General features: G+C 38.5%; 20 protein-coding genes. 11 read left to right on the top strand and 9 right to left on the bottom strand.

Going from position 1 to position 24,203, the window contains the following annotated elements; translation table 11 throughout:
* The first annotated feature begins 61 nt into the window (after positions 1–61).
* The gene (locus DIZ80_09465; GenBank protein RDH82504.1) at positions 62–511 is read left to right on the top strand and encodes a hypothetical protein; all 450 of its coding nucleotides are present in this window, start codon (positions 62–64) and stop codon (positions 509–511) included.
* 61 nt (positions 512–572) lie between these two features.
* Positions 573–2,414, top strand: a complete 1,842-nt coding sequence (locus DIZ80_09460; GenBank protein RDH82503.1) for a hypothetical protein — start codon at positions 573–575, stop codon at positions 2,412–2,414.
* 25 nt (positions 2,415–2,439) lie between these two features.
* On the opposite strand, the gene DIZ80_09455 is transcribed toward DIZ80_09460, so the two are convergent.
* Together DIZ80_09455 and DIZ80_09450 are read right to left on the bottom strand one after the other, a co-directional pair.
* Positions 2,440–3,681 (bottom strand): glycosyltransferase, encoded by a 1,242-nt coding sequence (locus DIZ80_09455; GenBank protein RDH82502.1) that lies wholly within the window; start codon positions 3,679–3,681, stop codon positions 2,440–2,442.
* 58 nt (positions 3,682–3,739) lie between these two features.
* Positions 3,740–4,108: a hypothetical protein gene (locus DIZ80_09450; protein RDH82501.1), complete on the bottom strand. Its 369-nt coding sequence runs from the start codon at positions 4,106–4,108 to the stop codon at positions 3,740–3,742.
* Positions 4,109–4,256: 148 nt separating this feature from the next.
* Here DIZ80_09450 and DIZ80_09445 point away from each other — a divergent pair, with 148 nt between their 5' ends.
* The 4 genes from DIZ80_09445 to DIZ80_09430 all read left to right on the top strand — a co-directional run bounded on the left by DIZ80_09445 (position 4,257) and on the right by DIZ80_09430 (position 9,578).
* A complete protein-coding gene (locus DIZ80_09445; GenBank protein RDH82500.1) occupies positions 4,257–5,669 on the top strand; it encodes a hypothetical protein in 1,413 nt (470 codons plus the stop codon).
* A gap of 42 nt (positions 5,670–5,711) precedes the next feature.
* Positions 5,712–6,158: a hypothetical protein gene (locus tag DIZ80_09440; GenBank protein ID RDH82499.1), complete on the top strand. Its 447-nt coding sequence runs from the start codon at positions 5,712–5,714 to the stop codon at positions 6,156–6,158.
* 10 nt (positions 6,159–6,168) lie between these two features.
* Positions 6,169–6,807, top strand: a complete 639-nt coding sequence (locus DIZ80_09435) for a hypothetical protein (protein ID RDH82498.1) — start codon at positions 6,169–6,171, stop codon at positions 6,805–6,807.
* A gap of 242 nt (positions 6,808–7,049) precedes the next feature.
* Complete coding sequence (locus tag DIZ80_09430; protein RDH82497.1) at positions 7,050–9,578, top strand: hypothetical protein; 2,529 nt, start codon at positions 7,050–7,052, stop codon at positions 9,576–9,578.
* A gap of 130 nt (positions 9,579–9,708) precedes the next feature.
* Here the strand turns inward: DIZ80_09430 and DIZ80_09425 are convergent, their stop codons facing one another.
* The 4 genes from DIZ80_09425 to DIZ80_09410 all read right to left on the bottom strand — a co-directional run bounded on the left by DIZ80_09425 (position 9,709) and on the right by DIZ80_09410 (position 14,724).
* On the bottom strand, positions 9,709–10,023 hold the full coding sequence (locus DIZ80_09425; GenBank protein ID RDH82496.1) for a hypothetical protein: 315 nt from the start codon (positions 10,021–10,023) through the stop codon (positions 9,709–9,711).
* Complete coding sequence (locus DIZ80_09420) at positions 10,020–10,334, bottom strand: hypothetical protein (GenBank protein ID RDH82495.1); 315 nt, start codon at positions 10,332–10,334, stop codon at positions 10,020–10,022. Before DIZ80_09420 ends, DIZ80_09425 begins: the two co-directional genes overlap by 4 nt.
* Positions 10,335–10,574: 240 nt before the next feature.
* Positions 10,575–13,670, bottom strand: coding sequence for a multidrug efflux protein (locus DIZ80_09415; protein ID RDH82494.1), 3,096 nt, complete (start codon positions 13,668–13,670; stop codon positions 10,575–10,577).
* 10 nt (positions 13,671–13,680) lie between these two features.
* Positions 13,681–14,724, bottom strand: coding sequence for an efflux transporter periplasmic adaptor subunit (locus DIZ80_09410; protein RDH83142.1), 1,044 nt, complete (start codon positions 14,722–14,724; stop codon positions 13,681–13,683).
* Between the two features lie 417 nt (positions 14,725–15,141).
* Here DIZ80_09410 and DIZ80_09405 point away from each other — a divergent pair, with 417 nt between their 5' ends.
* The 5 genes from DIZ80_09405 to DIZ80_09385 all read left to right on the top strand — a co-directional run bounded on the left by DIZ80_09405 (position 15,142) and on the right by DIZ80_09385 (position 19,542).
* A complete protein-coding gene (locus DIZ80_09405) occupies positions 15,142–15,390 on the top strand; it encodes a hypothetical protein (protein RDH82493.1) in 249 nt (82 codons plus the stop codon).
* A gap of 83 nt (positions 15,391–15,473) precedes the next feature.
* Positions 15,474–15,788 (top strand): hypothetical protein, encoded by a 315-nt coding sequence (locus DIZ80_09400; protein ID RDH82492.1) that lies wholly within the window; start codon positions 15,474–15,476, stop codon positions 15,786–15,788.
* Positions 15,789–15,950: 162 nt separating this feature from the next.
* On the top strand, positions 15,951–16,409 hold the full coding sequence (locus tag DIZ80_09395; protein ID RDH82491.1) for a hypothetical protein: 459 nt from the start codon (positions 15,951–15,953) through the stop codon (positions 16,407–16,409).
* A 1,276-nt stretch (positions 16,410–17,685) separates the two neighbouring features.
* The gene (locus tag DIZ80_09390) at positions 17,686–17,901 is read left to right on the top strand and encodes a hypothetical protein (protein ID RDH82490.1); all 216 of its coding nucleotides are present in this window, start codon (positions 17,686–17,688) and stop codon (positions 17,899–17,901) included.
* A 474-nt stretch (positions 17,902–18,375) separates the two neighbouring features.
* Positions 18,376–19,542 carry a methylamine utilization protein MauG gene (locus DIZ80_09385; GenBank protein ID RDH83141.1) on the top strand — a complete coding sequence of 389 codons (1,167 nt, stop codon included), beginning with the start codon at positions 18,376–18,378 and terminating at the stop codon, positions 19,540–19,542.
* 375 nt (positions 19,543–19,917) lie between these two features.
* Here DIZ80_09385 and DIZ80_09380 read toward each other — a convergent pair whose 3' ends face one another.
* The 3 genes from DIZ80_09380 to DIZ80_09370 form a co-directional block, all read right to left on the bottom strand.
* A complete protein-coding gene (locus DIZ80_09380) occupies positions 19,918–20,289 on the bottom strand; it encodes a hypothetical protein (protein ID RDH82489.1) in 372 nt (123 codons plus the stop codon).
* A 20-nt stretch (positions 20,290–20,309) separates the two neighbouring features.
* Positions 20,310–22,487: a hypothetical protein gene (locus DIZ80_09375; protein ID RDH82488.1), complete on the bottom strand. Its 2,178-nt coding sequence runs from the start codon at positions 22,485–22,487 to the stop codon at positions 20,310–20,312.
* Positions 22,488–22,738: 251 nt separating this feature from the next.
* On the bottom strand, positions 22,739–23,953 hold the full coding sequence (locus tag DIZ80_09370) for a hypothetical protein (GenBank protein ID RDH82487.1): 1,215 nt from the start codon (positions 23,951–23,953) through the stop codon (positions 22,739–22,741).
* Between the last annotated feature and the right edge of the window lie 250 nt (positions 23,954–24,203).

Below are 24,203 nucleotides of genomic sequence, written 5' to 3'. Positions count from 1 at the left end.
GGCACCCGCAACATCAACGCGCTTCAATAGCGCTTATCGAATATAAATTACTGGTTATCGAATGTTCAAATATTGTCCTGATTATTGCTTTTTCAAAAAAACCACCCTGTTTGTTTTATTCTTCATCACATCGACTGTATTTGCAGGTCAAAAACCGCATGCTCCTGATGCCATACAGAATGTAACCATCGTTACTGCTGAAGAGGTTATCGATCTGATTCTAGGCAGCCCGGATTTAATTATTATCGATTCGCGCAAAAAAACCGAATTTCAGAAGGGGCATATAGAGGGCGCAGTCAATATTTTAAACAGTATATTAACGCGTGAAGGCCTGGAACGGTTATCACCTGACAAAACCAGAGCTATTCTTTTCTATTGTAATGGTACCCGTTGCCTCAGAAGTAGTGATTCTATTAATAAAGCAAAGTCCTGGGGTTATAGTCGATTAATCTGGTTTCGGGGAGGCTGGAAAGAATGGACAGAAAAGCGTCTTCCAGTAATTATTGATTAAGGTGGGTTTCAGGTGTCATACGTCACACAGTATTAAGTTATAAACGGTTTATAATACATTCATGAGAATTGAGTCACTTTCAATTAAGTCCCTGACCATTGGTATTTTCAGTATGATTGGCGTCACCGCTATCGTGCTGTCCATGTTTGCGGGCAGTTATTTTAAACGTTCGGCTCTGGATGCCCAGATAAACAGCCTGTCACGTGTTATTGAGGTTGCATCACATGAGATGCTTAAGCAGGTCAGGAGTCACAATTTTGATCTGGGTATGAAGCTGGGTCACAGTAAAGAGCTGGTCTCACTATTCAGATCTTCAAATGATACGGTTAATAAGGGGAAGCTTGAAAAATTGCTTGATGATCCCTTTATAAATGGTTTCGTGGGTTTTTCAGATATAGACCTTAAAAAAATCAGAGTATATAACCTGAATCTCGAGCTTATAGGGCAAAATAGCGAGGGTCCAGATAATATGGGTAAGAATCTACCCGCTTTTATTTCAACGATTCTCAATCAGAGGCCGCCTTCAGATCGTCTAAAGGCGATTGATGCGCTCTGGATATCTGCTGATGGGCCGATGTTTTCTACTCTGGTACCACTAGGAGGGCTTCGCCCGGTGGGTTATCTGGAAGTAGTGGTCAACCCTGTCTTTAATCTGCCTGATATTGGCAAAATCACCAGAACGCCTGTACGTATGTACTCTATGACAGGTGAGCAGATTAACGCAAATACACAGCAGATAACGGACGGTCATCTGCCGGTTGAATTTATCCTGCATGCATCTGATGGAACACCTGCTTTTAAAATTGTCGGTTACGAGAACATTGATGAGCTGAATAGTGAAATGGAGCAGACGCAGATTATGACGATTAGCGGATTTCTTTTATTGTCTCTGAGTACGTTATTATTTGCTTTATGGATGTTTAACAGATTTATGTTTACACCAGTTAGCCGCTTGATAGGTGATATGGCACAGATAACTCACGGAAAGCTTGAATTGACAGTGAGTAATAAGGGTTTAAGGGAATTTCATATTCTTGCTGACGCGTTTAATTCAATGACCGCGCAGGTCAGAATGCGTACAAATGATTTACAACGGTTGCTTGATCTGGATGATAGTGCGTTGATGTGTTTTGATCATGATCATGATGCGGTCTATTTTAATGAGGGTGCTACCCGTTTATTTGGTTATGCCAGTGATGAAATAGTGGATCTTGATATAGCTGATCTGTTTACAGATGATATTGCTTCATTAATAAACAATGATGATAACGATAATTCACAGAAAGAAAATGACTATATACAGCTGAATTGTAAACACAAAGATGGCCATGTGTTTCTTCATGATGCGATTATAAATAGCGTTGATGTAATGGGAAAAAGTGGATTTGCCATTGCATTAAACTCGAAGTCAAATAGCCAGCAAGACTCTTCAACACAAAATGATCAACGATTGAATGCAGTTGAGCAGACACTAAGCAGCCTTCTGGCGTTTGCTAAGGATAATCCGGGTGCTGTTTCGGGAATAGATATGGCAGGCCTTACGGGTGTCGATAATGTTGAAGATACTCAGAAAGCACAGTTAAGGGAGCACGTTGTAAAAGTAATGAATCTGGCACTGACCTGCTGGGAGCATGATATTGGTAGAACCAAGCTGGAGCTGGCAGAAGAAAGTAATATATGGCCGGTATATATGGATAAGTCGACGCCAACTACCCGAACACTGGACAAATATCTGAATATTGAACTTTGCCCTAAAAACCCACGCAGTCAAAGGGCGATTGATACTGCTGAGTTTGTTATACGTCATGGGAGTAAAGCGAAAGCAGAAAAATGTGAAGAGCTACAATCTGCGCTTGATGTGTTCCGTCAGTTAGTTTCAGGTATTAAATCCCGCGGTAAATAAACAAAAAATTAATTAATAAAAATGCTCATGCATTAGTCTTATTTTTTTTATTTTTTTCAGATATCCATTGTGACATGTATTTAGTGCTCATCATTGAATGATGTTTAAGCATTGCGCCTGTAAAATTGTTTAATCTATGTTCAGATAAACTGGATTCAATTTCATTAATTCTAGATATAAGGTTTTTACCTAATTTAAGACCGTCATATCGAGAATATAATAATTGTTTTGCATGTGTCTGAGCATCTATCCATTTATCTTCATTATTATATAAATCAACAGCTGAATCGACAAACTCGGTCAAGTCATCCGTAACGAAACCGGGCCAGGTTTCCTGGTTATGCATGCCTTCACTTCCCGTTGTCGTTGTGATGCTTGGTGTTTGCATGATCATGGCATCTAATAATTTCCCTTTAATTCCGGCACCAAATCTAATAGGCGCTAAACAGATACGCGATTTTTGAATGGCTGAGTATGCATCTTTAGTCCAGCCTTTAATCAAAAATCCGGTTTTAGGATTATTTAAAGCTGTTGCTTTAGGCGGTGGGTAAGAACCATAGATATGTAATTCAGCGTCAGGTATTTTTTTTCGAATTAGAGGCCAAATGGTTTGTAAATATAAAACAGCATCCCAGTTTGGAGCATGTCTAAAATTTCCTATGGTCATAAAATGTTTTCTTGAGGAAAATGGCAGCGTTCTGGTCGGGCAGGCATTCAGCTCAACCATAAATGGAAGGTGATGAAGTAAGTTTACATTTACATTAAAAGTATTGACTAATAAATCCATTTCGAAAGATGAAATGATTAAAGAAATGTCGCAGCGTAATATGGCAGCTATCTCGCGTTTGGCGATATCGTTAAACAAATCTGCTTGTGTAAGTTCACGTCCACCTTTATATGCCTGATGCCTGGCATGGCGTAAACACTGGAGGTCTTCAGTATCCAGTATTTTTAATGCATCAGGGCAAAATTTATCTATTCTCCAACCAAATTGTTCTTCCATCATAAATCGATCAAACATAACAATGTCTGGTTTATATTGGCAAATGTAAGTGTCAAAACTGTCACAGTTCAGATTTATATTCTGACTTGATATACCTTCATTAGTTAGGTCAATCATGTGATCTGTTGGTTGAGAGGGTGTTGCAAATTCGACGTGCCAATTTTGTTTTTTAAACAGGCGCAAAATTGACATCATATGTCTGCCAGCAGCAGACGAATCCGGTTCTGGCCATACATATCCAATAATTAATGCTTTTTTGGTCATATCTTTTCAGGGGTAATTAAATTGTGAGCTGAAATTTTTAATATAATTTAAGATTATATTATTCATTAATCTTATTAGGGAAAGAAATTTCAAGAACAACGCAGCCATCGTCAGTTTTAAATGGACCATGATTTTCACCGGCTGGGCGGCTAGCATAATGGCCAGTTTCTAACCAGATATCAAAGGCGTAATCATATAATCGGCCGCTAACGATAAATACTTCCTCTGGGTAGTCGTGAACTTTAGCTCCAAACTCTGTTGTATCTGCTCCAGCTAAAAATCGAGTTAATCGTGTGTATTCACCAGAAGCATTATCGAAACTAAGAGTTAGTTCTTCTGCTAAACCTTCAAGACCGTTTATTGTGGTCCACTTGTTATCGTTAGCTGATATTAATGGATTCCAGTAAGTTTGAGTGGATTTAGGCATAAAATATACTCTTAAATTTAATAATGTACCTGGCGTGAAATTAACAGTAACACGTGCATGTTGCTTGTGTCTTTGGCTTAAGTAGTCTAAATAAGTATTTGTTCGTTTAGTTTGACTGACCTTGCTTTGCTTTTAAGAGGGTAAATAAATGATAAAAATACAATTCAATAAAGTTTTTTTAACGATTTCTCTTCTGTTTGTATGTCTTGATTCACATGCCACCTATATTATTATAAATAATTATAACAGAACGCCCATTGGAGAAGCCGGTGGTATGCAAGGCGGTGCGTATGTGGCTCGCGTGCAGGATGCTTCAGCAACATGGTATAACCCGGCAGGGCTGGGAAGTGTGCAGCGTAATTCAATAAGCGGTAATGCTTCTTTGAATGAATATAATAAATCTGAGGTAGGGACGAATGACTCAGTTAGTTCTATATCAGCAACAGCTAATTTTGTTGGTGGTGTAGTGCGTTTGGGTAAAGGGGCCACCATGGGGTGGTCGATTGTTGTACCGACCAGTTTTTCTTATAGTGGGCAGCAAAGCATTAATGATCTTTACAATATTAAAAAAAATCCTGGTGATCCACTTGATATAAGAGAGCATCTTGATGTTCAGTTGTTTTCAGATTATTCCAATAGTGCCAAATTTGAAATATTTTCCCCGGGCATTTCGTTTGGGTTTACTGCGCAGCCAAATTTAAGATATGGTTTTGGCATAAGAGCATATTCAGTTGATTTGCATATTCAGGAAAATGCAGTTACCTATCAACCGGCTGCTGGAGGCGTGCCTTTTTATAATTCTGTATTAAATACACGTTATGATGCGTCTGCCTGGTTGCTAGGTTATGAACTGGGGTTGCAATGGGATATAAGTTCTAAAATGACACTGGGCTTGATGATGCGCAGTGCAACGAGTTCACTCACTGATACTGCTTCAGATGATGGTTTTGTATTCACTGAACTGGATGAAGATTCTATTGGTTTAGATGATATACCTGACTCTCGATTTTCTGATTTTACACATACATTAAATCCGAATACTGATTTTAACTATAAACTACCTCTCTCGATATCTTTAGGGTTGGCCTGGAAAGAAGCAGATTACGAACTGGAGCTGGATATAAATTATTATGATGCAATAAGTCCATATCAAATGTTAGGAGGTGCTGAATCAAGGAACGTACAGCAATCTCATCTGGCGATTTATAATGATGAAATATTTACGCTTGATGGTGCGCAATATGAAACAGGTTCTGTTGTAAATATAGCATTGGGTAGTCGGATTAGAGTGGCAGAAGATAAATATTTCAATATGGGTTTATTTCTGGATAATGCGCCAGGCGGGTTGAGAAATGAGGTGTTCAATCAGATGGATTTTATAGGTCTAACAACTGGCATGACGCACGTGAGTAAGACGGCAAGTATTTCATATGGTTTGTATTATTCTCAGGGCGATAATCCAGCAGATGCATTTAATGATCCGGTTACTGGGGAAGGTATAAATTTAAAATCAGAATTAAAAACATTAAGCTTTATGCTTGCCACATCTATTTACTTTTAAATAGATGTGTTTGTGCTACTTATAATGATTATGAGAAGTTAAATGGATAGAGTTAATCATATTTTAATGATTGTATGCGTATTAATATTATTTAGTGACGTTTCTTATGCAGAAAAAAATAATATAAAATTAACTGTAAATGTGAGCGGTGCTATTGCGGATAAGGGACAATTGATATTTTCTTTGTTCAATAGTGAAGACGATTTTTTAAAAAAACCAATAATAGAAATAATAGAAAAAGTTGATTCGAATGGAGGAGGGTATTTCGTTGTAAGTTTAATATATAAAGGTGTTTATGCAGTTAGTATTGCATATGATGAGGATAACAATGGCATGCTTAATACGGGTTTTATGGGTATTCCAACGGAGCTGGTAGGGGTCTCGAATAATGCTAAAGGTTTTTTTGGACCGCCTTCTTTCGAGGATGCCTCATTTGAGATTAATGAATCGCAGACAATTCATATAAAACTGGGTGCGGCTGAAGAATAGGTTAAATACAATGTCTATCAGATCATATTTTATGGCAAAGTTTTATGATTCATCTATGAAAAAAATTGAAGAGCAATCTTTTTCTAAATGGAGAAGAGAGCTGTTGTCAGGCATAAAGGGGGATGTTCTGGAAATTGGCAGTGGAACGGGAATTAATTTAAGTCATTATCCAGGTTCAATTAGTAGCCTGGTATTAACTGAGCCTGATGCGCACATGCATAAGTTATTAAAGAAAGCGGTGATCGACAGTGGCAGGAATGACATTAAAACAAATGATTCATCTGCGAGTCAGCTTAATTTTCAGGATGGTGAATTTGATGCTGTAGTTTCAACTCTGGTTTTGTGTTCAGTCGAATCTCCTGAGCAGGCATTAAAAGAAATAAAACGCGTACTTAAACCAGATGGAAAATTATATTTCCTGGAGCATGTAGTGGCAAGTGATGCGCCTGGTCTGATCAAGTGGCAGAGATTTTTTCAGCCTTTCTGGAAATCAATGTGCGGAAATTGTCACTTAACGCGTGATACTGAAGCTGAAATAAATAATGTGGGGTTTAAGTTTGAGTTAATTGAAAGGGTTAATTCTATTGGCGGACCACCGATTGTCACGCCTACTATTAAGGGCGTGGCGAGTAAAAAGGCAGGAAGCTGAATACTGGCCTGTAATGGCTCGAATACTCGACCTGTCGGTTATAAGTCGATGCTCTAACCAGTTGAGCTGCGAAACTCCTGAGTTTTAAAAGGCGCTGAGCCAGATGGGAGGGCTGGTTCAGCATGAAAGCATTAAAATCTGGAATTGTCTGTTTGAAGCTAGTATCTAAATTTTCAGGTTATGCCATAGAAATCAGTGCGAAATGTTCTAAGCTTATGTTGAGTGTGTGATTAGAAGTGGGAATGATTTTAATGGAACAACGCAATGCCATTACTATTGAGCGAGTACGAATTCTTTATGAGAAAGTATTCGCCAGTATTACCACAGCTAATATAGCAGCATTCATATTTGCCTATATTTTTAGAGAGCAAATAGCTTCATCGGTGCTGATCATATGGCTTAGTTATATGGTGGTTGTTAATCTATATCGTTATTGGCTCTTATTTGATTATAAAAAGACCCGATTAAATAACCCATGTCATGACAAATATGAGAAGCGTTTTGCTTACTCAACATGGGTGCTTGGCATTGGTTGGGCTTTTTGTATTGTTTGGGGGCTAACTCTTCCTGCAGCAGAATATCGTATATACAGCTTATTGTGGTTAGTTGCTTTTGTGACAGTCGCTTTGCCTGTGTTTTCTTCCAGTATTAAAATATATTACTTATATGTTGCACCGACACTAATAATTTCTATTCCCCTGCTTTTATTTCGTGGAGGAGATGATACGGTGTTAGGCATAGCGCTGATTGTTTTTACTGTAATGATGGTGCGTTCAAGTAGAGGCATCTATAACACACTGAATGATGCACTTGTCTTACGTAATCAGGCTCAGCATCAGGCTGATACGCTGAAAAAATTACGTCATGAAAAGTCAGAAACTGAGCAACGCATGTTAAGCATTATGAATCATACGCCTGCTGTGATTTATGCAAAAGACAGAGGTGGGCGGTATATTTTTATCAATCAAAAGTGGGAGCAACTGTTTGATAAGAAAAGAAAAGGTATTATCGGAAAAACAGATCATGAGATTTTTCCACAAGAATTTGCAGAAAAATTTACACAAAATGATAAAGCAGTCCTGACATCAGGGCATGCAATGGAGTCTGAAGAAGTTGCTCCTCATGATGATGGTCCTCATACCTATGTCACTGTCAAATTTCCCTTGTTTGATGAAGAAGACAATCTTTATGCTGTTGCAGGTGTTTCCACTGATATAACTGAACGAACGCATATTGAAGAATCCTTGCGTATTTCTCAACAGCGCCTTTTACTTCATCGTGAACAATCCCCGGTGGGAATTATTGAATGGAATACTAATTTTGAACCTATGGACTGGAATCCTGCAGCTGAACGTATTTTTGGGTATACAAAGGAAGAGGCTTTAGGCTGTCGCATTACAGAAAGAATACTGCCTGAAGGTGTTCTGCAGGAAGTCACTAAAATATGGGAAGAGCTGTTAAATAATGAGGGTGGTGCTTATAGCCTTAATGAAAATATTACAAAAGATGGGCGTACAATATTGTGTGAGTGGCACAATACACCCCTGATTGATCAGCATGGGAAAATTATCGGAGTCACTTCGCTAGTGGATGATGTGACAGAAAGACAGAAAAATGAAGAAAGTTTGCGTCATTCACAAAAGATGGATGCGATCGGTAATCTCACCGGTGGGATAGCCCATGACTTTAATAATATGCTGAATGTTATTCTTGGTTTTTCAGATCTTCTTAAGGAGCGTTTGAGTAGTGATGATCCTAAATTAATTAAATATAATAACGAAGTAATTAATGCTAGTGAGCGAGCCAGAAAATTAACATCTAAATTGCTGTTTTTTTCTCGCAAGATGCCAGCCTCGTCTGAAATGGCAGATATCAACCAATTGCTTAATGGTATGAAGCATTTACTGGAAAGGACACTTACCCCGCGCATTAAACTGGTATTTGAATTAGAAGAAAATCTTTGGCCTGTCTGGCTGGACCAGGCGCGACTGGAAGATGCGATTCTTAATACGGGTATCAACGCTATGCACGCTATGCCTGATGGAGGAACGTTGACACTGTCTACAGGTAATATGCACCTTGCTGACTCAGAAGCTCAAAACATAGGTGTCATATCGGGTGAGTATGTATTGTTGTCGGTTAGTGATACAGGTATCGGTATGAGCCGGGATGTTCAGGAAAAAATGTTTGATCCATTTTTTACCACTAAAGGGACAGGAGGAACGGGTCTGGGGCTGAGCCAGGTGTATGGTTTTATACAGCAATCCGGGGGCACTATTCAGGTGTTTTCAGAGCCTGAGCATGGTACTCGAATTGTATTTTACATTCCCCGGTATAAATCATCGAAAATAGAAACATCAGATGAAGATGCAGTTGAATTAGTTAAGCTACCAACAGGTACTGAAACCATCTTAGCAGTTGATGATGAAGTTGCGCTACTGGAGTTGAATGAAGAGATTTTGCAAAATCATGGGTATACGGTGCTTTGTGCTACAAATGCTGAACAGGCCCTTGAAATATTGAAAAGTAAATCTGTAGATCTGTTATTAAGTGATGTAATTATGCCCGGTATGGATGGGTATCAGTTAGCAGCAGAGGTAATGGCGATTTATCCAGGAATCAAAATTCAGATGGTGAGTGGCTTTAGCGATGAGAATAAAATAAAAGCATCTAATGAAGAGTTGCATAAACAGCGTTTATATAAACCATTTAATTCAGAACAATTGTTATGGCGGGTGAGAGATTTACTTGATGGTAAAATAAATAAATAAATTATGTAATGGAAATGTTCTTACTGGTATTTTTAAATTAGTGTCAGGCCGGCATTGTCCATAATGTTTGAATTAGCTTTTCTCTAGCATCAATTACAATAAAAATATTTAAATAAAGTTTCGATCTATTTTATTTAAAGATTTTAAGTTCTTTTGGTTTATGTTTATTGATGTTTTTAATATAAATATCATCAAAACAATATTTTAAGACGTTTGCTTTAAATTCTTTATTTGCGCATTCAATAAATAAAGGGCTGCTTATTATCAAATATTTAACTTCTTTGTTGAAGTCAGGGTTTGACGTTACAGTGTTAACATTTATAACAACAGGTTTATCGTCATATGTGGTTAATACAGGATGGCAACCTACTCTATTACCAAAAATAGACAGCAGTCGCATTCCCATGTAAGCAGACATGCACTTTTCTATGGGATGTTTACTCATGACTTTAATTTCTTGAGGTAATTTTTTTCAAGATTAGTGAGTCTCTTGAAGATGTCATTAGTTAAAACTAAATTTAGGTTGTTCCAGTCAACTTCCTTTAGGTGGCCATAAGAATCGGAATTAAAATATCCAGGCATGTAATCATCAGGACTTAGTTCGTATTCTCTTGAAAATTTTTCTAATTGAGCTGAAAAGCTAGTGTTAAAACTATTGTAAGAAATAAACTGATGGTTGTTGCCCAGTACGCCGATTTTTCTGTCATGAAAAGTTAGCATACCTTCAAGTCCGCGAAAGTTAGATGTTGTTGTCACGCTAAGTCACCAGCATGTTTGTAATATATAGTATAAACATAGCAGTTGAAGCATAAAATTGCAGGAGATTTATTATTAATTTTACAAAATCAATGCGTTGAGTGTTGGTTGTTTTTATTGAGATTATTCTTAATTAATTTATATAAAACAGGTGCCAGTTATTGTTTATCTTGTGCATGGGTGTGTGTACGAAAACACCATCTGCGTAATGTGTTTTTTGCACATGCCGGCCTGATTTTTTTACTTAGTGCTTCTATCTTTGGCTATTAACACATACAACGATGGTATTACAAAAAGTGTGAACAGGGTGCCGATTGCCATGCCGCCAACTAACACCAGGCCGATGGAGTTTCTTGCTGCGGCACCGGCGCCGGTTACCAGTATCAGCGGGAAGTGACCTGCGACGGTTGCTACGCTGGTCATCAATACCGGGCGCAGGCGTGTCATTGCAGCATCGTGTATTGCATCTATTTTACTTACGCCCTGTAGTTGTAATTTATTGGCGAACTCAACAATAAGAATACCGTTTTTGGCGATTAGACCTACCAGTGTAACGAGACCGACCTGAGCGTAGATGTTCATTGTGGTGGTCCAGCCATTTGTCCAGTACGGGGTGTTTGGGTCGGGTATTTTTAACACGGTAAATATTAACGCACCGAACATTGCTAGCGGAACTGAACCCGCGAGGATAACGAGCGGGTCACGAAATGAGTTGAACTGCACCGCCAGCACCAGAAAAATTAATAGTATTGCGAGTGAAAAAGCGGGGATAAATTTATTACCCTCGGTGCGTAACTGGCGTGACTCACCGGTGTAGTCGAAGCTGTAACCCGGTGGCAAAATTTCTGTCGCGGTCTCTTCCAGAAAAGTGAGAGCTTCATCCAGGGTGCGGGTGGTTACACCTGAAAGTTTTACCGCATTAAGTTGTTGAAAGCGATTTAGTGAGCGGGCAACTACGTCGTGTTCGATATGAGTAACCGCTGACAACGGCACCATCTGGCCATTTTCTGCGGGTACATAAATTTCGCGTAATTGTTCACTGTTGAGGCGGGCTTCACGTTGTACCTGTGGAATGACTTTGTAACTGCGCCCGTCCATATTAAAGCGATTTACAAAATTACCACCCGTAGCAACACCCAGGTCGGCACCGACCTGAGATAAGTTAAGCCCTAGCGCGGCAAGTTTGTCGCGGTCAAATGTAACCGTGGACTGAGGTTGATCAAGTTTCATATCAATAATAGGCGGGAAGGCAAAAAGCCCACTTTCCATTGCTTTCTGTTGCAGGTTTTTGGCAATTTCAAGTAGTTGTTCCGAGTCAGCGGTTGAGGTAATTAAAAACTCAACCGGGAAGTTGCTGCCGCCAGGTAATGCCGGAGGTGTTGTCATAAACACCTGAATACCCGGTATCTTTGAAACTTCGGTTTGCACACCGGGTAGCATTTGATTGACCGTTCGGTCGCGTTCGGCCCAGGGTTTTACAACCATGCCGCTAAAACCGTCGGCACCAATGGTGGCACCAATTGATGGCGGAAATAGAAGCTGGAAGGTGAGTGCAGTTTCTGGCACCTTGAGCATCACATCTTCGGCGGCTTTTGAATAAACTGCATTTTGATCTGTGGTGACATTAGCCGGTGTGTTGATAATGCCGAATAACACACTTTGATCTTCTGATGGCGCCAGTTCATTCGGTGACATAATGAACATCGGAATGGTGCACAGGCTGATGACAATCCACACCAGATAGATCGCGGGGCGAGCAGCGAGGGTGGTGCCAAGGGTATGACCATAAACGATACGTATTCGATCGAAACGATGGTTGAGCCAGCCAGTTAGGCCGCGCTCTTCATCTTCAGCACTGCGCAGTAAATTGGCTGACATAGTGGGTGACAGGGTGAGTGCAACGATGCCGGATATGGTGACGGCACCGGCTAAGGTAAATGCAAATTCGCGAAACAGTGCACCGGTTAATCCGCCCTGCAAACCGATAGGAATGTACACAGCAACCAGTGTCATTGTCATTGCGATAACCGGTGCAACCAGTTCGCGTGCACCGAGCATGGCCGCTTCATGTGGTGTGCGACCTTCGCGCAGATGTCGTTCGACGTTTTCAACTACAACAATAGCATCGTCAACAACCAGACCGACCGAAAGTACGATGGCGAGCAGTGTTAGCAGGTTGAGTGTAAAACCAAACATCTGCATTAAAAAGATGCCGCCAATAAGGGAAACCGGAATTGCCATCACTGGAATCAGTACTGAACGAAATGAGCCGAGGAACAGGAAGATCACAACAATGACGATTAGTAGTGTGTCGATTAAGGTGTTAGTTACCTCGTGGATAGCATCACTGACATAAGCCGATGAATCGTAACCGATGCTGGCATCGAGACCGGAGGGCAAGTCCTGTTGCATCTTGTCGAGTTCGATGCGCACACCGTCGATTACATCGATAATGTTGGCATTGGGCTGTGGGAAAACGCCTGCAAATACCGCTGTCTGCCCTGAGTAGCGCACCAGTGTGTCATAGTCTTCAGAGCCCAGTTCCACATCTGCAATATCCTGCAGGCGCACGATAATGTCATCTTTCTGATAGATAACAAGACGGCGGAATTCATTGGCGCTGTGCAGATCGGTATTGGCGGCCAGACGGGTTTGTACCAGTGCGCCTTTGGTGCTGCCGATTGCTGCCAGATAGTTGTTGGCAGCAAGAGCCTGTTGAACCTGAGAAGGGCTGATGCCCAGTGCGGCCATGCGTTCTGGCTTGAGCCAGATGCGCATAGCAAAAGTACGGGCGCCAAATATTTCGATGCGTTGCACCCCCGTGACGGCGGCCAGACGCGGTTGTACTACACGGTCTAGATAGTCGGTTATCTGCTCCTGGGAAAGAATATCAGAAGAGAAACTCAGGTAAGCCGCGGCGAACTCCGAGTCTGCCGACTGCACGCTGATAGCGGGAACCTGAGCCTCGATGGGCAGGTCATTTCGCACCTGATCAACTTTAGATGAAATATCGGCCAGTGCCTTGGTTGAGTCATAATTAATCTTGAGCCGGGCCGTAATAATTGAGATGCCCTGCAAACTTTTTGATTCGACATAATCGATGCCTTCGGCCGAGCTAATGGCTCGCTCAAGAGGTGTTGTGATAAAACCACGCACTAACTCTGCGCTGGCACCCACATAAATAGTAGAAATTTGTACGGCTGCATTTTCGCTGAGTGGATACTGGCGTACGCTAAGTGAATTCCATGCACTAAACCCGGCGATGAGAATAATAAGGTTAACCACAATTGCTAACACCGGGCGCCGAATAAATAGATCAGTAAAGACATTACTCATACGAGATAACTCAGGAATTTGACGGATGTGGGTCGAGACTGGGTTCAGGTGCCAGCGTATTATCAATGATGACTTTCATGCCGCTGCGAAGTTTAAATACACCGCTGGTGACAATGCTTTCGCCCGCTTTCAGGCCGTCGATAACATTAACAAAATCACCCTGTGTCTGACCCAGTTGCACAAACTGTTGGCGTAATACTTTTTCAGTTTTACCGGTTTGTTCGTTTTTCTGCTCTTCTATTACAAAAACAGAATCACCAAAAGTGGCATAGGCAATAGCAGTTGTAATAATGGGTAATACCGACTGCTTTTCTGGCATAACCACGGTGACGTTGGCAAACATACCGGCTCGTAAAGCTTCATCAGGGTTGGCGACTTTTGCGCGCACTCTTACACTGCGGGTTACAAGATCCACATCAGGGTTGCTGGCAAGTATTTTACCGGTAAAAATAACGTCAGGTGCAGCATCAACGGTTACCCTTACTTCCAGATCCGGTTTTAAACTCAGCAGTATTTTCTGCGGTATTGAAAAATCGACATAGATTGGGTCGAGGGTATGCAGGGACACAATGGCATCGCCCTCACGTAAAATTTGCCCGAGGTTAATCTGGCGTAATCCCAGTCTGCCTGAGAAGGGTGCTCGTATGGTTTTCTTTGCAATCAGTGCTCGCATGTTATGTTCTTGCGCGATAGTTTGTTTCACTTTCGCTTCTGCAGCATCGAGGGCATCTTGTGAGGTTAATTTTTGTTTGCTGAGTTGACGTACTCGGGTGAGGCTTGCTTCGGCAAGTACAGATGAGGCTTCTGCAGCAGCAAGTTGTGCATCTTCGCTTGCAGTATCAAGTCGGATTAACACATCACCTTTGTTAGCGATGGTACCTGATTTAAAATTAATCTGTGTCACCCTGCCACCGATTTCAGCACTTACCGTAACACCCTGTACAGCTGTTACGGTTGCCGTGGTAATAATGGTTTGCTCCCACTGTTTATCCTCAACCTGCATAGCCGTAACCGTTTCAGGCGGTGGCATCATGTTTTTGGCGGCCTCGTCCATGGCCGTAAACTGACCAAGCTTGGCGAAAATGATGGTACCAACCAGAAGAGAAACAGCAACTGCAGCGTAGAGTATTTTTTTCACTTAAGCGTCTTCCGTGGTTAGAGTGTTGTTATGTGTTTTAGCTATGATACAACATTGTAATCAGTATAAATAATGCTGGCTCTAATATATTTCCAGTGTCAGGTTTGAGTGGTATTTATGAGATGAATCATCTAACTGAAAAATAACTTTAATGGGTTGTGATGATAGCAAGTGAGTAGTGGTGGCATTGAAGCAGTTTAAGCGAAACCCGAGAAATCCGGGTCAGATCCCGGTTTTTACTAATATAAGCAAATATTCGGATCTGTCCCTGATTTTACCCTTCACTTGTATTTACAGCATTCTAGACATAATCTACCTGTTATATAAACTAGTATGCTACATATGAAAAAAGACAACTTATACAAATCATGGCGCGACAAACTTCTCTTATATATTAGTGAAGAAGTTTGCAGACCATGTACTGATGAGCGAAAAAAACAATATACTCTCAATTTCGATAACCCATTATTATGTGGTTGTCGTTGTAACCGTGTAGAGGGCATTCTAGAAAATTCTAAAGTAATTGATGAAGACATCAAAAAACTTCAAAAGAAAATAAAGAATAGTCTTAACCATTATTAGAAGAAAATAGGTGTCAGAGCATAATGTTCCTAATATTAGAAACAATTTTTCTCTAAAACCGTTTATTTGAGATTTAGCGAATTATGAAATTTTCACACATAAAAATAGGCGAGCGATTTATATGGGAGGGGGAGCCCTATGTTAAAGCCACTCCATTATTAGCGAACCATGCACAAACAGGTGTTAATAAAATGGTGCCTAAATACGTAAATGTAGAATTTTCTGAAACAAGAACAGAAGATGCGATTACGTGCAGTAAGCCTGATGAAATGCTTGAATACATTGTGAGTGAGTTAAGCGATGCTATAAATAGTTCGACACTTTCTGAGGCAGCAAAAGATTTGGTAAAAAATGAAATCAGAAGAATTGAACAGGAAGCCATGAAGAAGATAAAGTAATATCAAAAAAATAAAGATTTAAATGGATTGAGAGATTCAGAGAGCTGTTGTTGCGCTGGCTAAAATATTATAAATTCTGTTTGTGAATGCGTGGGTTAATATTGATATAGTTTTAATAGGAAAAAATACCGCGTTCTATCTAATCCAAGTTTAAGTGTATCTATGAGTTATAAAAAATATTTTCTAATATTTGTATTATCAATGGTTTTGGTTTCCTGTGGTAGAAATCAATGGAAGTCTTCTGAGATTACAGAGGTGTTTTCAACAAATATAAAGCCTGGTGGCCTTAAACTTTTTAATTACAGTTTGACAAAAACAGCATCGCAAGCCAGTAGAAGAGGAAGTGGCAAAGGTTCCGGTAATGGTTCTGGCATGGGGGGTGGCCGTGGAGGCGAAAACGGTATGCATAAGGGAAAGGCTAAATCTGGTGATGATGCCAGTATGAAGCAATATTTATATGACATGCTTAAAGTGAAGCTGGAAAAGTCAGGTTATTGTCGAGAAGGTTATATTGAGCTTGATAGTAATATTGGGCGAGGCTGGATGAAAATAAGAGGAGAGTGTGAAGAAGGTGCTACAGAAAAAGATCGAATAAAATTTATTAATAATAAAAGCACATAATCAATGCTGTAACCTAATTAAAGAGATTGCGTAGAGCAGGTTCTAGTTAGAAATGGAGCTATTGTTTTTTGTTAGCTCAGGCTTCCGAACCGGACATTCACCAGGCTATAAATTATCCTGAATCACGTATAACAACTTTTACACTTTCATACCTGTATAGAATATGAAAAAAGCAAACCCGATGTGATTTGTCATAAAGGGCAGTCTCCGAACCATTGCGGATACTGGCGTCTGAGAGTGTTTTCTAAAAACAAAGTAATTTATAGTCTTCTATCAATGGTAAATCTACGAGCTGGATCACTGTAATTGAAACTAAAGCAATTCAGATTCCGGCGTTCATTGTTTTTGATCCTGCGATCCGGTTTTATTTTAAGAGCAAGATTTTTGGAAGTTGTATCATCTTGAATTTGACGCTGATATTTAGTTAACATATTCATATTCTTATTGTCCGTTTGATCAATTACGTTATGTATTATCATAGTTATTTACTATGATTTGAGTTTGACGGTATGAACATTTGATCTTTATATTTAGGCTTATAATAAAGCCATCGGGGCACTGTTGATAGTGCCCCGATCGATTATTTATTCCATTCATCTTCATTATTTTTCTGTATTTGACTGATTCCCTTTAACGTTATTTCATCTGATAGAAAAACAGGGTTCAAAGTATCACTTTTACACTGGGTTACTAGTTTCAGAGCAGTAGCGTTAAATTTTCTGTATATATAGTGCTTGTAAATTCATGCTGATTAACGCGAGTAATAACGTCGACACGACCTGAAATCATATGTTTCTGGTGGGCGTGTTGTTTTAGCCATCATAGTTATCTTTCCTGTCATCTTATTAATGTTGATTTGTTTGCATAGTTGTTTATAGCGACACGGAGTTATTTAAGACGAATGGTGGTCGAACCTTCTCGTAATAATATTAAATTGTTTTCTTTGGATGATAATGTTGGTGACGTAACAGACTGACACCGCCTGAACAGCAACGCATGTAAGGGTATTATGCTTTAACTGGAATGATTAATACTTATACGGATACATTCTTGTAGCATTAAAGCACTTCGAACAACGCGTAAATATCTAGAATATAGAAGTTAGATTAAAGTAGCTTACTATGCTATGGGGTAAACTATGTATTTTTCATCTACAGTAAAGCTAAACATAACGAGTAGGATTAATAATACTAGTCCTGATATTGGCTTTAGATATTTACTATAGGTTCTTTATTAATCTTGCAGTTAGTCTTATCGGTCATTGGCCATGAACAATATGAGGCGCATTATCAGTGGACGATATATTTTGATCTTATCGGTAAGGAAATCATGTACCGACCTGCTTTGTGGTAAGGATTTACAGGGCAATGAAATTTGTAGTACTAAATTTCCTATTGCTAAAGCTTCAAATGAAAAGGCCGCTGATAATGGCTTTGAGCTAATATTAAAAAGTGGAAATAGTGAGCCTGTTTTAGTTAATGTTGGGTCTTAGTAAATCAATAAGTTATACCAGAAAAATAATTGCAATATACAGGTATTCCATAGTATGCGACTGATAAATTGCCAACAGTATACGCAGAATACCTGATCAGTTTTCACCCTCCGGGTTGCCATTGTAATATTTTTCTGGATCAACGGCTGTTTGCTATTTGAAGAATTATTGCTCTTCTAACTAATAAATTAACAATACTTTAAACCTGTCATTCAAAAAAACATTTTTGATACTTACTCTTTATAAATTCGATTGCTCAGCCGCTTCAAGTTTGATGTTAATCATTACGGTCAAATGCATTATGTGCCTTACGTTACATATGAATAAAAAAAATAGTGATAGGGTTTATTAAAATTCAGGCTGAATTTTTGGAATTTAAATAAATTAGAAAATAACAATACTATACATGGAGTATAAATGATGAAAGAAATTAGATTGACTAATGGTATCAAGGCGGGAGGGTTTATAACGTTCATGGCATTAAGTGTATCTGCTCAAGCAGGATTAACGCCTGAGCAAATGCTAGGCAGCGCTTTATATCAGGATACAAACTTATCGCTTAATAAAAATCAGTCATGTGCCAGTTGCCATAGTTTGGGTACGGTAAAAACATTTAATGGTAAAACAGTAGCGGCAGGTTTTGTTGATCCTGAAAATGTGGCAACAGGTTCTGCCACTTCTCGAGGTTCAGTTGCCGGTAAATTTGGAGGATTGAACTCCCCAAGCGCAGGTTATGCGGCATTTAGTCCAAGCTTCCATTTTGATGAAACTGAAGGTTTATGGGTTGGCGGTCAATTCTGGAATGGTCGTTCTGCAACTCTGGAAGATCAGGCAAAAGGTCCATTTTTGAATCCGCTAGAAATGGCTATGCCGAGTCGTTGGGCGGTTATTTCTGAGATTAAAAATAACAAACGTTATATGAATGCTTTTCAAAAAGTATATGGCTTTGATTTAAAGGATGTTCCATCTAATCCGTTAGCTGCTTCAGATGATAGTGCTCCTCAGGCAGTATTTGATGCTTATGATTTAGTGGCATCAGCAATTGCGAATTTTGAAAGAAGTCGTAAATTTAATGCCTTTGACTCTAAGTTTGATTTCGTAACGGCAGGTGCAACGACCTTTAGTGATCAAGAGGCGCGTGGTATGGCGTTGTTCGCAGGTAAAGCACAGTGTTCGCTTTGTCATGTAATGGATCCTGCAACAGGCCCGGATGGAAATGTTTACCCAGCAGTATTCACTGACTTCACATACGATAATATCGGTGTACCACGCAATCACAGTATCGCAGGTAACCCAGGCCCAGACAACGGGCTTGCTGCAACTACGGGTGATGCTGGTGATGCGGGTAAGCACAAAGTAATGAGCTTACGTAATATTGCTGTTACTGCACCATATGCACATAACAGCTACTTCGCAACACTGGAAGAAATTGTGCATTTTTACAATACTCGTGATGTTGCATCTGAAGGATGGGCAAATGCTGAGGTACCTGTTAACGTGAACAACGGTGAACTTGGTAACTTAGGTTTAACTGACGCTGAAGAAGCTGATGTTGTTGCTTTCCTGAAAACATTAACGGATAACTATCCAGCGTGGGGTATGGATCCAAATGTTCCTGAAGGCACGCCATCTCCCTGGTAGTCCTCGTTTTATAAGTGTTGTTTATTAGTGATTGGTCGCTGGATTTTATTCAGCGACCAATACTAATTTCAAATATATCTTCGTATTTTTCTCTTTTATTCTTTGTTTCATTAGGTGTTTGTTTTAGAGTTAATTTTTAGTTCGTGGTTTATGGAATAAAACTTAAACAAGATAGTCAGGAAAGGAAATTTAAGAAAGGTGAGTGCGCTCTTTTATCGCATTAATGTAATAATCGTAGTCTGTCCCAAAATAGTAAAATAAAATATGGTAATTTTTATATAGTTATGAAGATGCTTGGTAGGTGTGGTAGAAAGTCATCGTGATTGCTTAATAAAATAGTATTGCCAGGGTAGTTATAATGCTATTAGAAAAACATTACATTTCGAGTAACTTCGTGATTTTATTACGTAAGCCAACAGCCTCAAATGGTTTACATACATATTGATCTGCGCCAAAACTCATGCATCTTTTTTCATCCTGGGCGGCTGAGTTGCCTGAAAGCATAAGTACTTTCATTTCCTTTAGGTGATTATTTGTCCTGATATGGTAACAAACCTCACAGCCGTCTATTCCTGGTAACATCACATCAAGTAGTATTATGTCGGGAACAAATTCTTTCATCGTTTCAATAGCTTCTTCGCCACTGGCCACTGACACTATATCAAACATGTCTGCTAGTATTGCCTCAAGAAGATCACGGTTAATTTCAACATCATCAACTATCATTACTTTGTGTTTCAAGGCCATTTCATTTTCATCCTATAAAATCAAGCGCTTATGTCCTTAATTAAATTTTTAAGTTCGTTTATTTTTTCAGGCATAATCTCTATACCTGAATGTTGGAGAGATGTCTCAAGTTCATTAGCGCACTCAGTTATTTCAGGGCATCCAAATGAGCCGCCCATGCCTTTGAGGTTGTGTAATAATGAATCTAATTCCTTAGTGTCATTAGTTTCTATTGAATTAATTATTTTAATTAGTGTGTCTGGTAAAGTTAAAATGAATTTAAATCTTAGATCACTTAATGATTTATCTTGTTTTAAGCTTAAGTCATGATTGATTTCAATTTTTTTATTTAGGTGTTTTTCTAAGGAAGCATAAAAGATGCCACGGTCAATTGGTTTTGAAATAAAATCTGTAAATCCCGCGCTATAACAAGATTGTATGTCGCTTTTTCTTGCGTTAGCTGTTAAAGCGATAATAGGTTTTTCGAAACCTGATTTGCGAATTAATTTCACAGCTTCAATGCCATCCATTACGGGCATTTGCATATCCATTAAAATCAAATCGTAATGACTTGAATTTACTTTATTAACTGCAATTTCGCCATTGTTTGCTATGTCGATAACGCAATCTGTTTTATTGATTAATAATTGTATTAATGCCTGATTATCTTTGTTGTCTTCTGCTAACAGAATCTCACCTTTAATCTGATTGCTATGTTTTTCAATAAATTTTCTATTAGTTATCTGCTCCTCATTAATGGGCAGCGAATTTACAAAGAATCTTTTTTCTTTATCGCCAATAGAAACTATTAATTTAAATTCACTTCCTTTGTCTTTCTTGCTTTCTACAGATAGATTTCCACCGAGCTTTTCAGATAGTAATTTACTAATGCATAAGCCAAGTCCTGTGCCTCCAAATCTTCTTGTGGTTGATGAGTCTTCCTGTGCAAATGATGAAAAAACATCATTAATTCGACTATTAGATATTCCGATTCCGGTATCTATTATTTTAAAAATTAGTTGATCGTTATTAATTGATACGTCAATAATAACGCTGCCTTTTTCAGTGAATTTAACTGCGTTATTGCATAGGTTTAGCAGTATTTGTTTTAATCTGGTTGGGTCTGTATAAATAAATTCAGGTAATGGGAATGCATAATTTATTTTAAATAAAAGTCCTTTTTCCTGTGCTTGTAAATCTATTAATGTATACAGATCATTGAGTAATTCAAATAACGGCGTATCCATTTTCTCTATTTCAAGTTTGCCAGCTTCTATTTTTGAAAAATCCAAAATTTCATTTATTACATGCAGAAGATGCTTTCCACTACGTGAAATCGTGTTGGCTGAATTAAGGTCGTGACTATTAAGTTGGCCTTGTTCTAGCATCTCATCTGAAAATCCAATAATTGCTGTTAAAGGCGTTCGTATTTCATGGCTCATATTGGCAAGAAATGTGCTTTTTGATTCGTTCGCCAAATTAGCTTCTCTATTCATATTCTCAAGTTCTGATAAATGTTTTTCTCTTTCAATTGTTAATTTGAAAGCGCGTATAATAACGATTGAACCAATAACCAACGCCACAACAAAAGTAATTATTGAAAGCCAAACTAATTCATTTAATGTTGTATTAGAATCATTTTTACCTTTTGTTGCCGCTGCTCTGGCGTTATTGATCTGGTATTGATACAAATCTTCCATAGCATTAAGTAGTTCTTTATGAGCAGGTGAGGCTTCTGATTTTAGTATTTCGGCGGCAAGAGCATACTGTCCTTGCATGATGGTATCTGAAAATTTTCTTTGTATGGGGACAGCAACGCCTGCTTTATTTCCCTGTACTTCAATCAATTCTTTTTCATTGTTATCTAATTGAGTGTTTAGAATTTTTTCTCGTGCATTATAAAATTCAACTGCATATTCACTTAATAACTGGTTTGAGTCATCAAGGTCAAAAGGATCATCAATATGTATCATTCTATACATTGTAATAATGCGTAAGCGTGCATTTTCCTCCATATCAGATACAGAAATGATTCGTTCTAGATGATTGTCTGTAATATCTTCCAGTGTTACCTGCAGTTGCTGAATGCTTGTCAGACTAATCCAGTTAACCATGATAACAAGCGCAAGAAGCGCCGAAAAGCCTATGATGAGGCTCCAAATATATTTATAGGCACTCGATAGGTTTTTAGATCGTGCTATTTTAGAAATATCTTTCATTATAAAAAATTACAAATGCTGGGAGGCTTATCAAGTATAGTAGTGATTTTGAGATTTAAAACAAGCAAATAGACCATTGGTTTATATTCTAATATTACGTTACATAGGACATAAAAATAAACTTACAGGGTTTGCTGCAGGCAAGCGTGTAAAAAAGCAAAGGGAGTGTCGTTTAAGCTAGTAAGTGTGCTGTAGCTAGCTTAAGTGTCATAAATTTGTAAAGTGGCGAAGTAACTCTTTATTAACAGGTCTTACATGTTATTCAGTTTTTCTTTTTCCTCTTTAAAACAGTCCGGGCAAATGCCATGACTAAATTTTGCTTCAGAATGATCTGAAATATAAGATTCTATGCGATCCCATGCTCCTTCATCGTCACGAATTTTGTGGCAATACGAACAGATGGGAATAATTTCCTCTAATGTTTTTATCGTATCCAGTGCATTTTGAAGTTGTATTTCAGTATGGCGACGGTTGTTGATATAAAACCGAGTTGCAAAAAACCATATCATTGAAAATATCGCAATAACAATTGCGATCAACGCATTAATATTATTCTCAAAGATATTCTTCTCATTAATGATTTTTGTAATATCAATGGCTACTATTAGCTTCGCAGTCTTGCTTAGTTCAATTGAGATGGCGCTATAGCTTTTGTTATTATATTGGATAAGACTATGATCATCAGTGCGGTATTGAGAAAATAATTTACTATCTGTCGATTTAAAATGAATTAGGCCATCATCAGTCCTGGGAAGATTGTATAGGAATGCCTTGTTTTTGATGTTTTTTATTAAGAAAAGTGATTCATGGCCAAAATCGGTTTTTATATATTGAGTTAATGAATTAATACTTATACTAAATTCGGCAGCGCCCAAATAATTATTTTCAAGTGAATGTATCGGTGTGACAACTCGTAAAAAATAGCCAAATTTTCCAGCATCAAAACCAGTAACTAGTTGATGGGATTTATTAACTTTATCAATTAGAGGCTTGGCTCCCTCAGAAATTAGTTCATCCGCTACATGTGGCTTGTGGACCCTTATGAAAGAAAGGTTGTTTGGCAATATAATGTGTAACCCCCAAAAGTCCTTATCACGTTTCTTAGCTCTGCTGTAATACTTGGTAGTAACAGCCTTATAGAAGTTGTCACGCTCTTTATTTTTCAATGCTTCTAAGATGGATTTATCAGAAAAGATGATTTTTGAAATGCTAATATATTCCTGTTTTTTATTGTTAATTAAGAAGTCTACAGATTTTCTGATGTGAAAATTAATATTAGAAATATTAGCATTAATTCCATTGCTTTGCTTTTCAATGATATAGCTACGGAATATTAGTGTCATAAAGAGTGAAAACACAATAAATAGAGACAGGCTAGTAATTTTAATCCCAGCGTAAGACATGTAGTTATATTCCAGGTATTTAATGTAATGGTTGTTACGCAGCTGTTTTAAGTATTGAATCATATATTTAGTGTAGCTGTTTGCAGCTTAATTTCAATTTTTACTAGTGCTATCCTCTCGTGGTTAGGCGGATAACTATATATTATGGAGCTATTTAGAATAGTAGAGGATTGTGGGCTTTAGGTGTTTATTTACTAAGGACAGAATTAAGCAAGAGAAAGCATTGAAATAATACATGCAGTGACTGTTAGCCCTGTCGATCAATGGTTCGTGGGTCTATGTTGAGAATTCTCGTAAGCACAAAAATTCAAAG

This window comes from endosymbiont of Galathealinum brachiosum (assembly GCA_003349885.1).
Lineage (GTDB): Bacteria > Pseudomonadota > Gammaproteobacteria > SZUA-229 > SZUA-229 > SZUA-229.
Note: the sequence above shows the minus strand (reverse complement) of the source record. Positions and strands in the feature narration are given on the sequence as shown.

Bases quoted from the DNA above. Each gene is read 5' to 3' on its own strand.
- DIZ80_09465 (RDH82504.1), top strand. From the start codon at position 62: ATGTTCAAATATTGTCCTGATTATTGCTTTTTCAAAAAAACCACCCTG.
- DIZ80_09460 (RDH82503.1), top strand. From the start codon at position 573: ATGAGAATTGAGTCACTTTCAATTAAGTCCCTGACCATTGGTATTTTC.
- DIZ80_09455 (RDH82502.1), bottom strand. From the start codon at position 3,681: ATGACCAAAAAAGCATTAATTATTGGATATGTATGGCCAGAACCGGAT.
- DIZ80_09450 (RDH82501.1), bottom strand. From the start codon at position 4,108: ATGCCTAAATCCACTCAAACTTACTGGAATCCATTAATATCAGCTAAC.
- DIZ80_09445 (RDH82500.1), top strand. From the start codon at position 4,257: ATGATAAAAATACAATTCAATAAAGTTTTTTTAACGATTTCTCTTCTG.
- DIZ80_09440 (RDH82499.1), top strand. From the start codon at position 5,712: ATGGATAGAGTTAATCATATTTTAATGATTGTATGCGTATTAATATTA.
- DIZ80_09435 (RDH82498.1), top strand. From the start codon at position 6,169: ATGTCTATCAGATCATATTTTATGGCAAAGTTTTATGATTCATCTATG.
- DIZ80_09430 (RDH82497.1), top strand. From the start codon at position 7,050: ATGATTTTAATGGAACAACGCAATGCCATTACTATTGAGCGAGTACGA.
- DIZ80_09425 (RDH82496.1), bottom strand. From the start codon at position 10,023: ATGAGTAAACATCCCATAGAAAAGTGCATGTCTGCTTACATGGGAATG.
- DIZ80_09415 (RDH82494.1), bottom strand. From the start codon at position 13,670: ATGAGTAATGTCTTTACTGATCTATTTATTCGGCGCCCGGTGTTAGCA.
- DIZ80_09410 (RDH83142.1), bottom strand. From the start codon at position 14,724: ATGGACGAGGCCGCCAAAAACATGATGCCACCGCCTGAAACGGTTACG.
- DIZ80_09405 (RDH82493.1), top strand. From the start codon at position 15,142: ATGCTACATATGAAAAAAGACAACTTATACAAATCATGGCGCGACAAA.
- DIZ80_09400 (RDH82492.1), top strand. From the start codon at position 15,474: ATGAAATTTTCACACATAAAAATAGGCGAGCGATTTATATGGGAGGGG.
- DIZ80_09395 (RDH82491.1), top strand. From the start codon at position 15,951: ATGAGTTATAAAAAATATTTTCTAATATTTGTATTATCAATGGTTTTG.
- DIZ80_09390 (RDH82490.1), top strand. From the start codon at position 17,686: ATGAGGCGCATTATCAGTGGACGATATATTTTGATCTTATCGGTAAGG.
- DIZ80_09385 (RDH83141.1), top strand. From the start codon at position 18,376: ATGGCATTAAGTGTATCTGCTCAAGCAGGATTAACGCCTGAGCAAATG.
- DIZ80_09380 (RDH82489.1), bottom strand. From the start codon at position 20,289: ATGGCCTTGAAACACAAAGTAATGATAGTTGATGATGTTGAAATTAAC.
- DIZ80_09375 (RDH82488.1), bottom strand. From the start codon at position 22,487: ATGAAAGATATTTCTAAAATAGCACGATCTAAAAACCTATCGAGTGCC.
- DIZ80_09370 (RDH82487.1), bottom strand. From the start codon at position 23,953: ATGATTCAATACTTAAAACAGCTGCGTAACAACCATTACATTAAATAC.